General features: G+C 74.5%; 15 protein-coding genes and 1 riboswitch. Of the genes, 3 read left to right on the plus strand and 12 right to left on the minus strand.

Annotated features, from left to right (window positions below; translation table 11 throughout):
• Nucleotides 1-46: 46 nt before the first annotated feature.
• The gene (locus AC1050_RS08610) at nucleotides 47-523 is read left to right on the plus strand and encodes an Lrp/AsnC family transcriptional regulator (protein WP_482386940.1); all 477 of its coding nucleotides are present in this window, start codon (nucleotides 47-49) and stop codon (nucleotides 521-523) included.
• Between the two features lie 134 nt (nucleotides 524-657).
• Here AC1050_RS08610 and AC1050_RS08615 read toward each other — a convergent pair whose 3' ends face one another.
• The 4 genes from AC1050_RS08615 to AC1050_RS08630 form a co-directional block, all read right to left on the minus strand.
• Nucleotides 658-1,629, minus strand: a complete 972-nt coding sequence (locus AC1050_RS08615) for a universal stress protein (protein WP_482386941.1) — start codon at nucleotides 1,627-1,629, stop codon at nucleotides 658-660.
• 104 nt (nucleotides 1,630-1,733) lie between these two features.
• Nucleotides 1,734-2,243, minus strand: coding sequence for an HNH endonuclease (locus AC1050_RS08620; protein WP_482386942.1), 510 nt, complete (start codon nucleotides 2,241-2,243; stop codon nucleotides 1,734-1,736).
• Nucleotides 2,244-2,444: 201 nt separating this feature from the next.
• Nucleotides 2,445-3,227, minus strand: a complete 783-nt coding sequence (locus AC1050_RS08625; RefSeq protein ID WP_482386943.1) for a C40 family peptidase — start codon at nucleotides 3,225-3,227, stop codon at nucleotides 2,445-2,447.
• A 2-nt stretch (nucleotides 3,228-3,229) separates the two neighbouring features.
• Nucleotides 3,230-3,401, minus strand: a riboswitch (cyclic di-AMP (ydaO/yuaA leader).
• Nucleotides 3,402-3,641: 240 nt separating this feature from the next.
• Nucleotides 3,642-4,364, minus strand: coding sequence for an iron-dependent transcriptional repressor DtxR (locus AC1050_RS08630; protein ID WP_482386944.1), 723 nt, complete (start codon nucleotides 4,362-4,364; stop codon nucleotides 3,642-3,644).
• An 89-nt stretch (nucleotides 4,365-4,453) separates the two neighbouring features.
• On the opposite strand from AC1050_RS08630, the gene serC reads away from it, so the two are divergent.
• The gene (gene serC / locus AC1050_RS08635) at nucleotides 4,454-5,593 is read left to right on the plus strand and encodes a phosphoserine transaminase (protein WP_482386945.1); all 1,140 of its coding nucleotides are present in this window, start codon (nucleotides 4,454-4,456) and stop codon (nucleotides 5,591-5,593) included.
• 7 nt (nucleotides 5,594-5,600) lie between these two features.
• Here the strand turns inward: serC and AC1050_RS08640 are convergent, their stop codons facing one another.
• The 4 genes from AC1050_RS08640 to AC1050_RS08655 form a co-directional block, all read right to left on the minus strand.
• The gene (locus tag AC1050_RS08640; RefSeq protein WP_482386946.1) at nucleotides 5,601-6,338 is read right to left on the minus strand and encodes a peptidase; all 738 of its coding nucleotides are present in this window, start codon (nucleotides 6,336-6,338) and stop codon (nucleotides 5,601-5,603) included.
• A gap of 231 nt (nucleotides 6,339-6,569) precedes the next feature.
• On the minus strand, nucleotides 6,570-8,363 hold the full coding sequence (locus tag AC1050_RS08645) for a DUF4012 domain-containing protein (protein WP_482386947.1): 1,794 nt from the start codon (nucleotides 8,361-8,363) through the stop codon (nucleotides 6,570-6,572).
• 69 nt (nucleotides 8,364-8,432) lie between these two features.
• The gene (locus AC1050_RS08650; protein WP_482386948.1) at nucleotides 8,433-9,755 is read right to left on the minus strand and encodes an MFS transporter; all 1,323 of its coding nucleotides are present in this window, start codon (nucleotides 9,753-9,755) and stop codon (nucleotides 8,433-8,435) included.
• Between the two features lie 10 nt (nucleotides 9,756-9,765).
• Nucleotides 9,766-10,188 carry a MarR family winged helix-turn-helix transcriptional regulator gene (locus AC1050_RS08655; protein ID WP_482386949.1) on the minus strand — a complete coding sequence of 141 codons (423 nt, stop codon included), beginning with the start codon at nucleotides 10,186-10,188 and terminating at the stop codon, nucleotides 9,766-9,768.
• Between the two features lie 258 nt (nucleotides 10,189-10,446).
• Between AC1050_RS08655 and AC1050_RS08660 the strand changes: the two genes are divergently transcribed.
• On the plus strand, nucleotides 10,447-11,382 hold the full coding sequence (locus tag AC1050_RS08660) for an endonuclease domain-containing protein (protein WP_482386950.1): 936 nt from the start codon (nucleotides 10,447-10,449) through the stop codon (nucleotides 11,380-11,382).
• A gap of 149 nt (nucleotides 11,383-11,531) precedes the next feature.
• Here AC1050_RS08660 and AC1050_RS08665 read toward each other — a convergent pair whose 3' ends face one another.
• The 4 genes from AC1050_RS08665 to AC1050_RS08680 all read right to left on the minus strand — a co-directional run bounded on the left by AC1050_RS08665 (nucleotide 11,532) and on the right by AC1050_RS08680 (nucleotide 15,416).
• Entirely contained in the window at nucleotides 11,532-12,857 is a 1,326-nt protein-coding gene (locus tag AC1050_RS08665; protein ID WP_482386951.1) for a UDP-glucose dehydrogenase family protein, read from the minus strand.
• 105 nt (nucleotides 12,858-12,962) lie between these two features.
• Nucleotides 12,963-14,447 (minus strand): NCS2 family permease, encoded by a 1,485-nt coding sequence (locus AC1050_RS08670; RefSeq protein WP_482386952.1) that lies wholly within the window; start codon nucleotides 14,445-14,447, stop codon nucleotides 12,963-12,965.
• 121 nt (nucleotides 14,448-14,568) lie between these two features.
• Nucleotides 14,569-15,057 (minus strand): hypothetical protein, encoded by a 489-nt coding sequence (locus AC1050_RS08675; protein ID WP_482386953.1) that lies wholly within the window; start codon nucleotides 15,055-15,057, stop codon nucleotides 14,569-14,571.
• Nucleotides 15,054-15,416 (minus strand): response regulator, encoded by a 363-nt coding sequence (locus AC1050_RS08680; protein WP_482387261.1) that lies wholly within the window; start codon nucleotides 15,414-15,416, stop codon nucleotides 15,054-15,056. Before AC1050_RS08680 ends, AC1050_RS08675 begins: the two co-directional genes overlap by 4 nt.
• Nucleotides 15,417-15,467: the final 51 nt, after the last annotated feature.

Here is a 15,467-nt window from a genome sequence, read left to right on the forward strand (position 1 = left end):
GGTCGCCCGACCCGCGGTCCCCGCGCCCGTGCGGGAGGATGGGCCCGTGCCCACGACGCGTCCCGGCGACCTCGACCCCATCGACGAGGCGATCCTCCGCGAGCTCGCCGCCGACGCCCGCGCGTCCTACGCCGACATCGGCGGCGTCGTCGCCCTCTCCGCGCCCGCGGTGAAGCGCCGGGTCGACCGGCTGCGCGAGCGCGGCGTGGTCCGCGGCTTCACCGTGCTGCTGGACCCCGCGGCGCTCGGCTGGGAGACGGAGGCGTTCATCGAGCTGTTCTGCCAGGGGTCGACCAGCCCCGCGACGATGCGGACGGCCGTGGACCGGTACCCCGAGGTGGTCGCGGCGAGCACCGTCACCGGGGACGTCGACCTGGTCGTCCAGGTGCGCGCGCGGGACATGCGGCACCTCGAGCAGGTGGTCGAGCGACTCGCGGCCGAGCCGTTCGTCGCCCGCACCCGCAGCACGATCGTCCTGTCGGCCCTGGTCCGCCGCCCGGACGTCCCCCCGCCCCCCGCCTGACCCGCGCGCGCCCGCGCCACCCGCGCTCACCCCGCCGAGCGGGCAGTAGACGTCCCCTCAGCGGTCCGGCAGGGGACATCTACTGCCCGCTCGGCGATCTGGGCGCGCGGGAGCGGGGCGCGCGGGAGCGGGGGTCAGCCTGCGGCGGACTCCGCGGCGGGGCCGCCTGCCGGGGCCAGGCGCTCCTGGCAGCGGTTGGTGACGACCATGACCGGGCAGGCGGAGTGGTGCAGCACCGCCTGGCTGGTGGAGCCGAGCAGCAGCCCCGTGAACCCGCCGCGGCCGCGCGAGCCGAGCACGATCAGGTCGGTGGCCGTCGAGAACTCGGTCAGCAGCTCCGCGCCGGTGCCGTCCAGGACGTGCCGCTTGACGGTGAACCCCGGGTGGTCGGCGAGCGCGCGGTCCACGACGACGTTGAGCCCCTCGGTGACGTCCGCGAGCACCTGCGTCTGGTCGACCGTCGCCGGCAGCCAGGCCATCACGCCCGAGCCGCTGCCGACGGGCACGCCGGCGACGGCGGTGAGCTCGGCACCCCAGGACCGCGCCTCGTCGATCGCGTACCGCAGGGCCAGGTCGGCCTGCGGGGACCCATCGACGCCGACGATCATCCGGCGCACCGGCCGCACGACCGGCGCGGACTCGTCCGCGGGGACGACGCCGCCGCGGCGCTGGTCGCGCAGCGGGACGACGACCGTCGGGCAGTAGGCGTGCGCGGGCAGCGTCGAGGACACGGTGCCCAGCAGCCGGTCGGCGAACCCGCCCTTGCCCCGGGTGCCGACGACCGCGAGCGAGGCGTCCCGGGACATCTCGACCAGGACCGCGGCCGCGTCCCCGGTGGCGACCGTGGTGACGACCTCGATGTCCGGGCCCTGCACCCGCTGGCGCGCCTCGGCCAGCACGGCGCGGGCGCCCTGCTGGATGGCGGTGTCGTCGAGGGCGGCGTACCCGCCGTCCAGGGAGGCCGCCGTGAACGACGGCAGCGTGTAGGAGCAGACGACGTGCAGCGGCCGGCGCCGGGTGCGCGCCTCCGCCGCCGCCCAGTCCAGCGCGTGCATGCTCGCCGCCGACCCGTCGACGCCGACCAGGATCTCCGCGTCCCTCTTCATCGCTGCGACCTCCTTCGGTACACACCTCAGTGTGCTCCCGATCATGCCCTGTCCGCAGCCCCGGTCGGGGCAGGACGTGGCAGATCCTTGAAGGAGTCTTTGTCTCAGGCGGCGAGGTAGGCGGACCAGGCGGGCTCGTCGGCCGCGGTGCCGCGCAGGAACGCCGTCGCACCCCGGGGCGGCGACGGCGTGTACCGCAGCTGCCAGCCGATCTCGCCGAGCAGGTGGTCCGCCTTGCGGTGGTTGCACCGGCGGCACGCCGCGACGACGTTGCCCCAGTCGTGCCGCCCGCCGCGCGAGCGCGGGTGCACGTGGTCGACGGTGTCGGCGTGCGAGCCGCAGTACGCGCACCGGTGGTCGTCGCGCTGCAGCACCGTGCGCCGGGTCGGCGGCAGGGGGCGGCGCATCGGCACGTGCACGTAGCGGGTCAGCGACAGCACCACCGGGAGCGGCACCGCGGTGTGCTCGGAGTGCAGCAAGCGGCCGTCGGACTCCAGCACGGTGGCCTTGCCGGTCATGACGAGGGAGACTGCGCGCGGCATCGCGACGACGCAGAGGGGCTCGAGGCTGGCGTTCAGGAGCAGCGTCCTGGGCGCGGGGGCGGTCAGCAGCACGGCGTCACTCCTGGATCCTCGAGGACCCGGACTGGCTGTCCGGGTCCGCTGGTGCAGGCAAGCAGTTGCAGGGTACGCGCACCTGGGCCGGTGCGGCCCGGTCTTTGTGCCCGAGCGCGGCCGCCGCAGGCCCCGGGAACGCCACGACCCCCGCGGCCGGGGGCCGTGGGGGTCGTGGTGAGGAGTGCTGCGGTGCGGTGCTCAGCCGACGCGGAGGAAGACCGGCGAGCTCTGCCAGATGCTGCGGAACTGCACCGTCTTGCCGGGGCGCGGCGAGTCGATCTGCTGGTCGCCGCCGGCGTAGATCGAGATGTGGCCCGGGCTCCAGATCAGGTCGCCGGGCTGGGCCTCGGCGGCGGAGACCACGGTGCCGGCCGCCTTGATGGCGGACGACGTGCGCGGCAGGGAGATGCCGAGCTGGGCGTAGACGTAGGACACGAAGCCCGAGCAGTCGAACCCGGCGGGCGTGGTGCCGCCGGAGACGTACGGGACGCCGACGTAGCGGGCGGCGACCTCGAGCACGGCGTTGCCGGCGACCGACTGCGGGACCGCGGCGGCCGTGGCCTCGACGGGCGCGGTCTCGGCGGCGACGGCGGCGCGCTGGGCGCTGCGCGAGACGACGGGCTCCGGCTCCGGCTCGGGCTCGGGCTCCGGGACGACGGCGGTCGCGGCGGGGGCCTCGAAGGTCCACGCGGCGTCGGCCGGGGCCGTCACGACCGGGGCGGTCTCGAGCACGGTCTTCGCGGACGCGGTCAGCGCGGCGGTGTCCACCGACGGCAGCGCGGCCTGGTCACCGGAGGTGGTGGCCGCGGTGGCGGGGGCGGCGGCGACCACGGAGACCATGAGGCCCGTGGAGGCGGCGACCACGCCGGCGCGGCGACCGGCCAGGGCGAGCGAGCCCGTGGCGGCGGTGGCGAGATCGGTCAAGGGGGTGACGGGGCGACGCGCGGAACGGTGTCGGGCGCGCACAGCACTAACGGTCACGTACAGCCTCTCCTGGCGCCTACGAGGTGAGCTGTCGGGTTCGGGTGGAGTTACCCGGCCTCGCTCGGCGGCCCGGACGGATCCGGATCGTCTCGCGTGGCTTCACCCCAAGGACACCGTGACTGACCGGTGCCCACTTAGTGGTTCCCCCGCCCCTGCCGGCGAAGATCGTTCGGAACCTCGGTCGGCGGCAAGGGCTCGGCGTACCGTCCAAGGGCTCTGACGTAAGGAGGGTTCCGTCGGAGCAGGACTGAACGTACCCGACGCCCCGGCCCATGTCACGTTCCGATCACGATCCGTCTCCCCGCACCACGAGAACGCTCACATCGGCACGAACCAGGCGTCCTGGTCACGGGAACGCAGGAGCCCCGCGCGTGGCGTCGGCCACAGCGCGGGGCTCACCCGTCCGGTCGATCAGGAGGCGGCGGGCGCCGCCGTCCGCGGCACCGTGAGGAACACGTGCCGGGCGATCTCCTGCGGGAGGTCCAGGACCGTCTCCGCGCCCGGGCGCCCGACGCTCACGACCCCGTTGCTCTTCTGGATCGTGACCTCGTTGCCGGGCCGCACGCCGGCCTCGGACAGCCGGGCCAGCAGGTCGACGTCCACCTGCAGCGGCTCGCCGATCCGGGCCACGACGCCGGTGGTCTCGCCGCCCGCGGCGACCACCACGGCCACCAGGGACTCGACGCCGTCGAGGAACCCCACGGGGGTGCGCTCCTCGCCGATCTCGTCGAGGCCCGGGATCGGGTTGCCGTAGGGGTCGAAGTGCGGGTGGTCGAGCAGCCCGGCGAGGCGCCGCTCGACGCGCTCGCTCATGACGTGCTCCCAGCGGCACGCCTCCTCGTGCACGTACTCCCAGTCGAGGCCGATCACGTCCACCAGCAGCCGCTCGGCGAGGCGGTGCTTGCGCATCACGCGCATCGCCTTGCTGCGGCCGGGCTCGGTCAGCTCCAGGTGGCGGTCGCCGGACACGACCAGGAGCCCGTCGCGCTCCATCCGGGCGACGGTCTGCGACACCGTGGGGCCGCTGTGGCCCAGGCGCTCGGCGATGCGGGCGCGCAGCGGGGTGATGCCCTCCTCGGTGAGCTCGTAGATCGTCTTCAGATACATCTCGGTCGTGTCGATCAGGTCACTCACGCCGGTGCCCTCCATGTCGTGCGCGGACGTCCGTCCACAGGCTAGTTGGTCCGGGCCGCGGCCGGAGGCGGGTGGGTATCGTGCGGCGCGTGACCGCGACCACGCCGCCCTCCGTGCAGATCCCCGCGCACCTGCTGCCGTCCGACGGGCGGTTCGGCTCCGGGCCGGCCAAGGTCCGCGACGCGCAGCTGCGCGCGCTCGCCGAGGCGGGGCGCTCCCTGCTCGGCACGTCGCACCGGCAGGCGCCCGTCCGGTCCCTGGTGCGGAGGGTGCGCGCCGGGCTGGCCGAGCTGTTCGACCTGCCCGACGGCTACGAGGTCGCGCTGGGCAACGGCGGGTCGACCGCGTTCTGGGACCTCGCGACGCTCTGCCTGGTCGAGCAGCGGTCGGCGCACGCCGTGTTCGGCGAGTTCGGCGGCAAGTTCGCCGCGGCGGCCCGCCGGGCGCCGTTCCTCGCGGACCCGGTGCTGACCGAGGTCGCGCCCGGGACGTCCGCCGTGCCCACGGCCGTGGACGGCGTGGACGTGTACGCGTGGCCGCACAACGAGACCTCGACCGGCGCGATCGCCCCGGTGCGCCGGGTGCCGGGGTCCGCCGACCAGGGCGCCCTGGTCCTGGTGGACGCGACGTCCGGCGCCGGCGGCCTGGCCGTGGACGTCTCGCAGACCGACGCGTACTACTTCGCGCCGCAGAAGTCGTTCGCCTCCGACGGCGGGCTCTGGCTGGCGGTGCTGTCGCCGGCGGCCGTGGAGCGGGCCGCGCGCGTCGAGTCGTCGGGCCGCTGGGTGCCGGAGTTCCTGTCCCTGACCACGGCCGTGCAGAACTCGCGCGCCGACCAGACGCTGAACACCCCCGCGATCGCCACGCTGGTGCTGCTGGCGGAGCAGGTCGACTGGATGCTGGCCAACGGCGGGCTCGCGTGGTGCGCGCAGCGGACGGCGACCTCGGCCGGCCACCTGTACGGCTGGGCCGAGGCCCGCGACCACACCACCCCGTTCGTCGCGGACCCCGCCCAGCGCTCCCCCGTCGTCGGGACGATCGACCTGGCGCCGGAGATCGAGGCGGCGACGGTCGCGGCCGTGCTGCGCGCGCACGGCGTGGTCGACGTGGACCCGTACCGCAAGCTCGGGCGCAACCAGCTGCGGGTCGCGATGTTCCCGTCCGTCGAGCCGGACGACGTGCTCGCGCTCACCGCCTGCGTCGACTACGTGGTGGACCGCCTCGGCTGAGGAGCCGTCACCGGGACGCGTGCCGGCGCCGGACCGCGGTCGTCAGCAGGGCCGCGCCCAGCAGCACCAGACCGCCCGACGCCGCGAGCAGCGGCCAGGAGTCCGACCCGGTGACCGCGAGCACCTGCGACTGCGTCTCCGCCGCGGCCAGCACGTCGGACGTCACGACCACGCCGGCCACCTGCTCGGTGCGGGTGGGCGGGTTGGCGCAGGCGGCCGTCTCCGGCGGGTACGACACGACGGTCGAGACCTCGGGGTTGACCTCGAAGACCACCTGGACATCGGGCCGCGTGAAGTCGTACGCGTCGTGCAGCGTCCAGGTGCCGTCCTCGGCCTGCATCCAGCCCGGCCAGTCGACGACGACGCCGTTCATGATGACGGTGCCCGGCCAGTACACCCGGCCCGTCAGCGGCAGACCCTCCTGCACCAGGTCCTCGCCGCCCGGGTTCACCCACGTGATCGTCACCGTGCTGTCGGTGGATCCGATCGCCTCGACCGCGTAGTCCAGCACCGGGGCCGACTCGAGGCAGGTGCCGACCGCCCGCACCAGCCGCAGCTCGCACCGGCTCGGCGGGGCGTAGCCGTCGCCCTGGCTCGGGTTCTCGCAGCCGTCCCCCGGGTCGACGACCGCGGGTGCGGCCGGGGCCGCCGGAGCGGCTGGGGCGGCGAGGGCCGGAGCCGCGCCGCCGGCGACCAGGAGGGCCACCGCCAGGATCCCGACGAGCGCCCGTCGTGTGCGTCCCATGTCGCCACCTCCACCTGCTCGGCGCCGTTGCCGAGGTCGTGGTCCGATTCGTACAAATCGGACATTTCGTACATGTTAGGCACGGGTGCGGGCAGGGTGCCGAGGGGTGGACGGGGTGAAACTTCCGCATGATCACGCGGCAGACACGGGGGGCGGCGGAGTTGTCGCGGCAACTCGTGCGGTGACCTGCGCGGGGACCGTCGGGAGGGTCCGACGGCGCCCGCAGGGGGATCAGTCCGCCGCGGGGCACTCCCCGGTGACGACGCCCGGCCCGGTCAGCGTGGGCGTGGTCCACACCGTCAGCGCGCCGCCGGGGGCGGGCACGGTGATGCTCGACGTCTCGCGGGTCCCGGGCGCCAGCCGCGAGGTCAGCACCGCCACGTCGCGGCGCGCCACCCGCTCCTGCTGGCCGCCCACCACGACGTCGTCACGCCGCACCTCGCCGACCCGGCCGTCCCGCGCGGAGTAGAAGGACAGGTTGGTCGCCAGCCAGCCGGCGGGCACCCCGGACCGGCCGTCGCCGAGCACCTGCGCCGGGTACGACGCGACCTCGGCCGGCGGGTGGTAGTCCAGCGCCACGTCCACCCGGGCCCGGGCGTCGTCCGTGCCGCAGCCCGCCATGGTGACCGTGACCGTCGTCGTGAGGTCGTAGCCGAGCTTGCCCGCCGTGGCGTCGTCCAGGAACACGCCCACCGCGCCGCCGACCCGGCCGGTGGGCGTCGCGGCGTCCCCGGTGAGGAACGCGCCGCCGAGCGCGGTGGTGGCGAGCCGGGCCTGCTCGGCCGGCCGGGCCGACCACAGCGCGACCCGGCGCTCCCCCACCGCGGTCAGCGCGGTCGTCGCCGCGACCTTCGCCGCCGCGGGGTCGGCGGCCGCGTCCCGCAGCACCTCGAACGCGGCGGCGGCAACCTGCGCGTAGAACGCGTCGCCCAGCCGCGGGTCCCCGTACGCCAGGTACGCGTCCCGGAGCAGCGCCTGCAGCAGGGTGTCCCCGCTCAGCTCGGCGCCGTCGGCCTGCACCGTGCGGCCCGTCGCCGCGAGCAGGTCGGCCACGACCACGGGGTCGGTGGCGAGCACGCCGTCGACCGGCTGGCCCGTCGACTGCTGCCAGAACGCCGCGGCGACCTCGGCGGCGCGGGGGAAGTCGGGGGTCAGCACGCTGTCCTGCACCCAGCGTCCGAGCCGGTCCCCGTAGAGCGCGAGCTCGGCGTCGGTCAGCGGCACCACCGACGCCGGCAGCTCGGGCAGGTCGGCGGTGCTGCGCTGCCCGGCCAGGCCGACGGCGCCGTCGCTGACCTGCAGCACGGCGACCGCGCCGACGATCCCGCCGGTGGCGCGCAGCTCGGCCGGGTTCAGGGACAGCAGCAGGTAGGTCCGCGGGCCGTCGGCGCCGAGCAGCCCCGGCAGCGCCGCGGCCAGCTCCTGCGCGGCGGCCAGCTCGGGGGCCGACCCGTCGAGCGCGTCCTGCAGCTGCCCGACCGGCCCCGCCACCGGGCCGACCAGCGCGGTCCGGTCCAGGCCCTCGAGGTCCGCCCGCAGGACGTCGACGACCTCGGCCGCCCGGGACGCCGCCGGGGCCGCGTGCACCACCGCCGCCAGGTCCACCCAGCCGGCCGGGACGGACCGCGCCGCGGCCGCCTGCGTGCCCCCGCCGTCCACCACCGCGGACAGCGCGGCGAGCAGCGCGGGTGCGGCGTCGCCGGTCAGGTCCGCCGCGGCGGTGGACACTGCGGCGACGGCGGCCAGGTCGTCACCGACGAGCGGCAGGTGCTGGGCCGCCCGCCAGACCGGGTCGTCCGCGGCATCGGCGGCGCGGGCGGACGCGTCCTGCAGCGCGGGCAGCCGGGCACCGAGCGCGTCGACGTCCAGGGCGTCGACCTCCGGGCGCAGGCCCTCCGACGCCGCCTGCAGGTCGCGCAGGGCGCCGGCGGCCTGCACGACGCGGACGGTCAGCCAGCCGCCGAGGACCAGCACCGCGGCCAGCAGCACCGCCGCCACGATCAGCACCCGTCGTCGGACTGCCATGCCCGATGGTCACATACGGACAAATCGGGCGATAGGGGCACCGCGGGGGAAACCCGGGGGCGGCCCGGCTCAGAGCGCGGTGTCCGCCGCCTCGCGCGCCGCCACCTGGTCCGCGGCGCGACGCGGCTCGGGCACCTCCGGGTGCAGCACCTCGAGGTGCGGGCGCGTCATCATCGAGTACCGGACCTGCAGGTTCCAGTGCTTCTTGGTCCACAGGGCCGCGAGCGCCGACACCAGCAGCGCGGTGATCGACCCGATGCCGATCGACCAGCGCGGGCCGAACGTCTCCCCGATCCAGCCGACGATCGGCGAGCCCACCGGCGTCGCCCCGAGCATCACGATCATGTAGAGCGACATCACCCGGCCGCGGACCTTCGGGTCCGTCGACATCTGGATGGTCGTGTTCGCGGCCGTCAGCATCGTCAGCGACGCCAGCCCGACGGGGATGCACGCGATCGCGTAGGACAGGTAGGTCGGCATCAGCGCCTGCACGCCCGTCGCCACCCCGAACGCGAACGCGCTGCCGATCACCAGCCGCACCCGCGGGCGCTCGCGACGCGCGGCCAGCAGCGCCCCGGCGAGCGACCCGATCGCCAGCACCGAGCCGAGGATGCCGTACTCCCCCGCGCCCTTGCCGAACTCCGCCCGAGCCATCAGCGCGCTGGTCATCTGGAAGTTGAGCCCGAACGTCGACACCACGCAGATGACGGCCATGATCACGAGGATGTCGCTGCGCCCCCGCACGTAGCGGACGCCCTCCCGGATCTGGCCCTTCGCGCGCACCGCCACCGGCATCGGGTGCAGCTCGTCGCGGCGCATGAGCAGCAGCGCCAGGATGGTCGCCGCGAACGACACCCCGTTGATCACGAACACCCAGCCGGTGCCGACCGCCGCGATCAGCAGCCCCGCGAGGCCGGGGCCGATCAGCCGCGCCGCGTTGAACGACGTGCTGTTCAGCCCCACGGCGTTGGACAGCTTGCCGGTCGGCACCAGCTCCGCCACGAAGGTCTGCCGCACCGGCTGGTCGAGCGCCGCCACCGCGCCGAGCGCCGTCGCGAACAGGTAGACGTGCCAGAGCTGCGCGTGCCCGGACAGCACCAGCGCGCCGAGACCGAACGCCAGCAGGCCCTGCGCGCCCTGCGTGATCATCAGCAGCTTGCGCCGGTTCACCCGGTCCGCCAGCACCCCCGCCCACGCGGACAGCAGCAGCGTCGGCGCGAACTGCAGCGCCGTCGTGATGCCGACCGCCAGCCCGGAGTCGTCGGACAGGTCGGTCAGCACCAGCCAGTCCTGGGCGACGCGCTGCATCCAGGTGCCGATGTTGGCCACCAGCGCGCCGGCGAACCAGAGCCGGTAGTTGAAGAACTTCAGCGACGAGAACGTCGTGCTCATGCGGGCCGCCTCATCCTGCCGCGATCCGGCGCAGCAGCTCGGCGGCCTGCGCGAGGGTCCGGCGGTCGTCGTCGGTGAGCACCTGCAGCTGGTCCGCCAGCCACGCGTCGCGGCGGCGGCGGGTCTCGCGGACCTCGGCCTCCCCCGTCGCGGTCAGGCTGACGACCACCTGGCGCCCGTCCGTCGGGTGCTCGGACTTCTGCACGAAGCCGAGCTCGACCAGGGCGTTCACGGTGCGGGTCATGGTGGGCGGCTGCACGTGCTCGGCCTCGGCCAGCGCGCCGGGGCTCAGCGGCCCCTCGCGCAGCAGGATGGCGAGCACGTTGAACTGCGGGTCGGGCAGGTCGGCGGCGCCGCGCCGGGAGCGGATGCGCCGCGTCGACCTGGCGAGCGCCACCCGGAGCTCGCCCGCCAGCGCAGAGGTGTCGGACACGATCCTTACCTTAACTCATTACCCACGCTAACCACCTCCCGCGCCGAGATGACACTTCGCGCCTGTGCCGGAGGGCCCCCGCCCAGGCCTGAAGTGTCATGTCGGCGGAGTGGCGGCGTGGGAGCGGCCGCTCGGCAGAAGAGGGCTCGGGGCGGGAACGGGACGGCGGGTCGTCCACAGGGTCGCGCCGCCTGCCTCGTCCACAGGGTCAGCCGCCGCGGCGGGCCTGGACGCCGTCGACCGCGGCAGCCTGGACCGATGCCCCGCGTCGACCGTCCCCTGCCCGCCGCGCTCCGGCGCGGCCCGTTCACCGTCGGGGCGGCGAGCGCGCTCGGGCTCGACCCGCGCGCCCTGCGCCGGGCCGGCCTGCGGGTGCCGACGCGCGGCGTCCGGAGCGCAGCACCCGGCCCGGCCGCGACGGACCTCCGCGCCCGGTGCGCCGAGCTGGTGCCGGTCCTGCCCGCTGACGCGGTGTTCTGCCACGTCACCGCGCTCGCCCTCCTGGGGGTCGACCTGCCCTTCGGCGTCGACTCGCGCACCGGGCTGCACGTCCAGGTCGGACCGGGCACCTCCTGGCCGCGCCGGGCGAACCTGATCGGCCACCGCCGGTCCGTCCGCGACGTGCCGGTCTTCACGCTGCCCGGCGAGGTCCGCGTGCTCCTGCCCGAGCAGGCGTGGATCCAGCTCGCGGGGAGCGTGCCGCCCCGTGAGCTGGTCGTGGCCGCCGACGCCCTCCTGCGGCGGCGTGCGGCGGTGTGCCGGCTCGATCAGCTGGACGGTGCCGTCGCGGCGCTGCCTCCGGGCACGCGGGGCATCCGGTTGCTGCGCGACGCACTCGTGCGGACACGGGCCGGGACGGACTCGTGCATGGAGACCCGGCTTCGGTGGGTGCTCGTCGAGGCGGGCCTCCCCTGCCCCGTCGTCAACCAGGTGGTCCGCGGGCCCGACGGCACCGTGGTCGCCATGCCCGACCTCTCCTACCCGGAGCAGCGCGTCGCCATCGAGTACGACGGAGACGTCCACCGCACGGACCGCACGACCTGGCGGAGGGACATCACCCGTCGCCAGGAGCTCGAGGCGATCGGCTGGCGTGTGGTCACGTGCACCGCCGACGACGTCCTGCACCACCCGGACCGACCGGTCACCTGGGTGCGCCGGGCGCTCGCCGCTTCGGCCGTGACTCCGCCGAGATGACAGGTTCGACCTGTGCGCGGCACGCGCCGCACAGGCCAGATCTGTCACCTCGGCGTCGCCACGGCGTGGCGCGGCGGCGTCAGCGGCTCAGGCGCGGCGGACGCGCGGTCACCCGCGGCGGACGCGCGGTCACCCGCGGCGGCAGCGGGTCAGGGGCGGCCGAGGGCGCGGTAGGTCCAGCCGGCGGCGCGCCAGCGCTTCGGGTCCAGGACGTTGCGGCCGTCGAGCATGCGGCGGTGCCCGACCAGCGCGCCGAGCTTCTCGGGGTCGAGGGCGCGGTACTCGCGCCACTCGGTGGCCAGCAGCACCACGTCGGCGCCGGCGACGGCCTCCTCGACGGTGTCCGCGAACGCGAGGCCCGGGAACGCCGCGCGCGCGTTCGCCACCGCCTGCGGGTCGGTGACCACCACGTGCGCGCCCTGCAGCTGCATCTGCGCCGCGACGGAGAGGGCCGGCGAGTCGCGGACGTCGTCGGAGTCGGGCTTGAACGCGGCGCCGAGCACGGCGATCCGGCGGCCGACGATCGAGCCGTCGCAGACCTCGCGGGCCAGGTCGACCATGCGGACGCGGCGGCGCATGTTGATCGCGTCGACCTCGCGCAGGAAGGACAGCGCCTGGTCCACGCCGAGCTCGCCCGCGCGGGCCATGAACGCGCGGATGTCCTTGGGCAGGCAGCCGCCGCCGAACCCGAGGCCGGCGTTGAGGAACTTGCGGCCGATGCGGTCGTCGTAGCCGATGGCGTCGGCGAGCCGGGTGACGTCGGCGCCGGTGGCCTCCGCGAGCTCGGCCATCGCGTTGATGAACGAGATCTTGGTGGCGAGGAACGAGTTGGCGGCGACCTTGACCAGCTGGGCGGTCGCGAAGTCGGTCACGACCAGCGGGGTGCCGTCGGCCAGCGGCGCGGCGTACACCTCGTCGAGGAGCGCGCGGGCGGCGACGCCCTCGGCGGTGGGCTCGCCGTCCTCGTCGGTGGGCAGGCCGTAGACCAGGCGGTCGGGGTGCAGCGTGTCCTCGACCGCGAAGCCCTCACGGAGGAACTCGGGGTTCCAGACCAGCGTGGCGCCGGTGCCCTGCAGCCGCTCCGCGAGCGCCTCGGCGGTACCCACGGGGACGGTCGACTTGCCGACGACGAGGTCGCCGGGCCGCACGTGCGGCAGCAGCGCCTCGAAGGCGCTGTCGACGTAGGTCAGGTCGGCGCGGAACTCGCCGTGCTTCTGCGGGGTGCCGACGCACAGGAAGTGCACGCGGGACCCGGCGGCGACCGCCATGTCGGTGGTGAAGGAGAGCCGGCCGGTGGCCTGGGTCTCGGCGAGCAGCTCGGGCAGCCCGGGCTCGTAGAACGGCGCCGTGCCCGAGGCGAGCAGCTCGATCTTGGCGGCGTCCACGTCGATGCCGACGACGGTGTGGCCGAGCTTGGCCATGCTCGCGGCGTGCACCGCGCCCAGGTAGCCGCACCCGATGACCGAGACCTGCATGTTGCTCCTCCTGGGGACGCACGTGACCTGGTGAACCTACCGGAAACGACGGCACCCACCCGGTCGGGTGACCGGGTGGGTGCCGTCGGGCGGCGGTGGGCCGGCTCAGACGTTCAGCAGGTCCTTGATCGGCCCGATGAGGAAGTAGACGACGAACAGCACGCCGGCCACCCACATGAGCGGGTGCACCTGGCGGACCTTGCCGAGCGCGAGCTTGATGACGATGTACGAGATGACGCCCGCGCCGATGCCGACCGTGATCGAGTACGAGAACGGCATCAGGACGATCGTCAGGAACGCGGGGACGGCGACCTCGAAGTTCTTCCAGTCGATGCCGGACACCTGCATGACCATGAGGAAGCCGACGACCACGAGCGCCGGGGTGGCGGCCTCGAACGGCACCATGGCGACGAGCGGGGACAGGAAGGTCGCGAGCAGGAACGCGACGCCGGTGGTGACCGAGGCCAGGCCGGTGCGCGCGCCGTCGCCGACGCCCGCGGCGGACTCGACGTACGACGTGTTCGACGACACCGACGCGGCACCGCCCGCGGCGGCGGCCAGGGAGTCGACGATCAGGATCTGCTTGGTGCGGGGCGGGTTGCCCTCCCCGTCGAGCAGGCCGGCCTCGCCGCCGACCGCGACCATCGTGCCCATCGTGTCGAAGAAGTCGGCGATCAGCACCGAGAACACCAGCAGGACGACCGCGACCAGGCCGATCTTCTCGATCGAGCCGAACAGGGAGAACTGGCCGAGCAGCGAGAAGTCGGGCGCGGCGACGACGGAGTCCGGCACGGCGGGCACGGCGAGCGACCAGCCGCCGGCGTTGTCCTCGCTCTGGGCGCCGATCTTGAACACGGCCTCCACGACCAGCGCGAGCACGGTGGACGTGACGATGGCGATGAGGATCGCGCCGTGCACCTTGCGCGCCATCAGGATGATCGCCAGGAACAGCCCGACGACGAAGATCAGCAGCGGCCACGAGCCGAGCGAGCCGCCGATGCCGAGCTCGACCGGCGTGGCCTGGCTGAACGGGATCCGCACGAACCCGGCGTCGAACAGGCCGATGAACGCGATGAACAGGCCGATGCCGACGCTGATCGCGGTCTTGAGCTCGACGGGGACCGCCTTGAACACGGCCTCCCGGAACCCGGTCAGCACCAGCACCAGGATGATGAGGCCCTCGAGCACCACGATGCCCATGGCGTCGGCCCAGGTCATGTCCGGCAGCGACGCGATCGAGTACGCGACGACGGCGTTCAGGCCGAGCCCGGCGGCGAGCGCCAGCGGGAAGTTCGCGACCAGGCCCATGAGGATCGACACCACGCCGGCGACCAGCGCGGTGGTGGCGGCGATCATCGGGATGTTCGGCTCGCTGCCGCCGCCGAGGAACGCGCCGGTGCCGTCCTGCACGGTGCCGAGGATCAGCGGGTTCAGCACGATGATGTAGCTCATCGTGAAGAAGGTGACGAGACCGCCGCGGATCTCCGTGCCGATGCTGGAGCCGCGCTCCGAGATCTTGAAGAACCGGTCGACGGCGTTCTTCGGTGCCGCGGGCGCCGGCGCGGACGCCCCCGTGGAGGTGGTGGACATGGGGTGGATTCTGGCAGACGGGTGACCCGCCGGTCGCCGCCGTCCGCCAACGTTTACTGGGCCGAAACGCGCGACGGCCCGGCACCCCGCGAGGGGTGCCGGGCCGTCGTGGCGGGGGCGCTCAGATGACCAGCACCGACGCGGTCCCCTTGCCGTAGCCGGAGACCTCGACCTCCAGGTCGAGCCGGCGCACGTAGGCCAGGACCCACTGCGCGACGTCGGCGGGCAGCGGCTCGCGCGGGGCGTACCACTGGTCGAGCTTGAGGTGCGGGGCGTCGCCGACGTTGAACAGCGCGGCGGTGACGTTGAGGATCTCCCCCGCGTTCTCGGCGAGCGCCGGCGGCAGCTGCTCCTCCTCGGCGGCGAGCCGGGACGTCGCGGCGGGGACCAGCGCGATCGACGCACCGAGGTGCGCCGCCAGCGGCAGGTCGAACAGCACCAGCGCCGACAGCTTGAGCAGCTTGTCGACGTAGACGCCGACCAGGGCGCCGCCGTTCAGCACGGGGTCGACCATCGGGCCGCCGGTGACCACGTCGACGTCCCGGCCGATCAGGCCCTCCCAGTGCTCGCGGACCTCCTTGGCGGAGGGCAGGGGCGTCTGCTCGCTCATGCGAGCACCGGGTCGATCGCCTCGCGGAACGTGTCGGCGGTGAACGGCTTCGCGATCAGGAACAGCGCGCCGGCCTCGTCGGCCTGGGTGCGCATCTCCTCGGAGCCCTCCGAGGTCACGAAGCCGAACGGGGTGCCGAGGCCCTCGGCGCGCAGGGCGCGGAGCAGCTCGATGCCGGTCATGTTCGGCATGTTCCAGTCGGACAGGACGACGTCGGGCTCGTCGGCGCGGATCGCCTCCAGCGCCTCGGCGCCGTCGGCGGCCTCGCGGACCTCCCAGTCGTAGCCGGCCTGGCGCAGCGTGCGGATCACGATCTGCCGCATCACCCGGCTGTCGTCGGCGATGAGCACGCGGATCATGCTCGTCACTTCCCTTCGGTGGCGGGTCCCGCGACGGTGGCCGCGGGGGGA

The organism is Cellulomonas sp. NEAU-ZC6 (assembly GCF_056844425.1).